1 rRNA gene is annotated in these 291 nt (G+C 48.5%); it reads left to right on the top strand.

Annotation, left to right across the window (positions count from 1 at the left end):
• Positions 1 to 137: 137 nt before the first annotated feature.
• A 5S ribosomal RNA gene (gene rrf / locus BHE89_RS00840) occupies positions 138 to 254 on the top strand.
• Positions 255 to 291: the final 37 nt, after the last annotated feature.

Here is a 291-nt window from a genome sequence, read left to right on the forward strand (position 1 = left end):
AACCGTGAGGCTTAACCTGACAACACCGAAGGTGTTTTGTCAGAGAGACGAAACGATGAAGTAAGCTTGTTTAAGATTGATATTACTGGTGACGAACCGCTAAAAAAGGTGAGTGACGGGTAATAAAACAGAATTTGCTTGGCGGCCATAGCGCAACGGTCCCACCTGATCCCATGCCGAACTCAGAAGTGAAAACGTTGTAGCGCCGATGGTAGTGTGGGGTCTCCCCATGTGAGAGTAGGGAACTGCCAGGCATTAAATAAGACGAGAAAGCCAACCCAATGGGTTGGC

It is taken from the genome of Shigella sp. FC1967 (assembly GCF_001743005.1).
Taxonomy (GTDB): domain Bacteria; phylum Pseudomonadota; class Gammaproteobacteria; order Enterobacterales; family Enterobacteriaceae; genus Proteus.